Here is a 1,995-nt window from a genome sequence, read left to right as displayed (position 1 = left end):
TCAACATTTATCTGAGGGGCTGGGCCGGTTCGGCGGGCCTTTTTCTTGTCACCACGGACGCCCCGGTCAGGCCTGTTCGGGGGCTTCCAGAACCGAGCCGATCTTGTGCACGACGCCGTTGGGGATCTCGGTGCCCGGCGTCAGAAGCTCGGCGCCCCCGATCAGCAGCGTCTCCTCGTCCGTGATCTCGATCTGGGTACCCGCGAGCGTCTCGACGCTCCGCCCTCCGCGGAGGGCGCCCGGCATCAGAACGTTCGGCACCACGTGATGCAGGAGCAGCCGGCGCAGCCGGTCCGCGTTCTCTTCCGCCGTGAGATCCGACAATGTCGCCTCGCCCATGGCCTCGAACGCGTCGTTCACCGGTGCGAAGACGGTGAACGGTCCCGCCTCCCGAAGCCCGTCCAAAAGGTCTGCCGCCATCAGGAGGGAGGCCAGCGTGTCGAGGTCCCGATCCGACGAGATGATCCCCGCCACGGTTTCGGTCGGTGCGGTGCCTGTCTGGGCAAAGGCCCGCACCGGCAGCACGAGGGCAAGAATGCCGGCGGCGAGGGCGCTGCTGAGAAGGGTTCTGCGGTCCATGGGTTCGGCTCACTTGAGGCTGTGGTGTCGAGTGGAAACGCCCGTGGAGCCGCAAGGGATCCGGGTCAGGCGGGCATCAGTACACGGTCGATCTGGTGGATGAGCCCGTTCGTGGCGGTGATTTCGGCAAGTCCCACTCTGGCATTGCCGATCCGGAGCCCCGGGCCGCGTCCGTCCACCACGAGCGGCCGCCCGATCAGCGTCTCGAGCCGCGTCGTCCGGCCCATCAGGCGCAGGGCCGAGACTTCGCCCTTCACCACATGGAAGGCCAGAAGCCGGCGCAGTTCCGCCCGTCGGGCTGGCTGCTCGAGGGCCCGCAGCGTGCCGTACCCGACGCGATCGAAGGCCTCCAGTGTCGGAGCGAAAACGGTGAAGGGACCCCGGGCGGCGAGATTGCCGAGAAGGTCGGCCGTCGCCAGCGCGTCGACCAGCGGCAGAAACTGCGCCGAGCTGCCGAGTTCCGCGGGAATGTCGAGCCGGGGAGCAGCGCGGGCGGGGGCTGCGATCAGCGCACCGACCGCGCCTGCGATGAAATGACGGCGGTCCATGGAGTAACTTCCTTCTCGCACGAGTGATCTTCCGCATGTGATCTAGCGCGATCACATCCTGCGAGGAGTCCGGCGGCAGGGTGACCCCGCCGCCGGATGGTGCATCTTACGGCATCAGCACGCTATCGATGACGTGGATCACGCCGTTCGAGGCCTCGATGTCCGGCTGCGTCACCGTCGCATCGCCGACCATCACGGTGTCGCCGTCGATCGAGATGGTCACGCTCGACCCCTCGACGGTCTCGGCTTCCATCCCGTCCTCGAGATCGGCCGACATCACCGCACCCGGGACGACGTGATAGGTGAGGATCGACGTCAGCTGGTCCTGGTTCTCTTCCATCAGGAGCTCGTCGACGGTTCCTTCGGGCAGAGCTTCGAAGGCCTCGTCGGTCGGAGCGAAGACCGTGTACGGACCTTCGCCAGTCAGCGTCTCGACGAGCCCGGCGGATTCGGCGGCCGAGAGCAGGGTCTGGAAGTTGCCCGCGTCCTGCGCGGTCTCGACGATGTTCATCTCCTGCGCCGCGGCGCCCGTGGCACCTGCGGCGGTAATGGCTGCGGCGGCACTGAGGGCGAGGTAGGTTTTACGGAACATTTGCGTTCTCCTCCGGTTCTGGTTTCGAATGCCCGATCAGGCATCACTCGGCTTACGCGGGCCGGAGGACTGTGGTTCACCATCAAATCCCGCCGGACGAGGGTTGATCGAACCGGCTCGCCTTCTAAGCAGCGGGCCTTCAGCCTTTCAAGAAACTGGTCGTGAAGCCCCGTGTGCGATCCGTGAGCACGTCACGGGTCTTCCGAGGTTGATGCGTCTTCTTCCCTGCCGCGACCGCGCCTGTGGTCTGTGAGTGCTGAGCGGGGTTTTTGAGCG

Annotated in this window: 3 protein-coding genes; all 3 read right to left on the bottom strand. The window is 66.2% G+C overall.

Annotation, left to right across the window (positions count from 1 at the left end):
• Positions 1-66 precede the first annotated feature (66 nt).
• The 3 genes from OCH239_RS21285 to OCH239_RS21275 all read right to left on the bottom strand — a co-directional run bounded on the left by OCH239_RS21285 (position 67) and on the right by OCH239_RS21275 (position 1,719).
• Complete coding sequence (locus tag OCH239_RS21285) at positions 67-579, bottom strand: fasciclin domain-containing protein (protein ID WP_037267471.1); 513 nt, start codon at positions 577-579, stop codon at positions 67-69.
• A 65-nt stretch (positions 580-644) separates the two neighbouring features.
• On the bottom strand, positions 645-1,127 hold the full coding sequence (locus tag OCH239_RS21280) for a fasciclin domain-containing protein (protein WP_037267470.1): 483 nt from the start codon (positions 1,125-1,127) through the stop codon (positions 645-647).
• Positions 1,128-1,233: 106 nt separating this feature from the next.
• On the bottom strand, positions 1,234-1,719 hold the full coding sequence (locus tag OCH239_RS21275) for a fasciclin domain-containing protein (RefSeq protein ID WP_037267468.1): 486 nt from the start codon (positions 1,717-1,719) through the stop codon (positions 1,234-1,236).
• Positions 1,720-1,995: the final 276 nt, after the last annotated feature.

It is taken from the genome of Roseivivax halodurans JCM 10272, assembly GCF_000521785.1.
GTDB lineage: Bacteria > Pseudomonadota > Alphaproteobacteria > Rhodobacterales > Rhodobacteraceae > Roseivivax > Roseivivax halodurans.
Note: the sequence above shows the minus strand (reverse complement) of the source record. Positions and strands in the feature narration are given on the sequence as shown.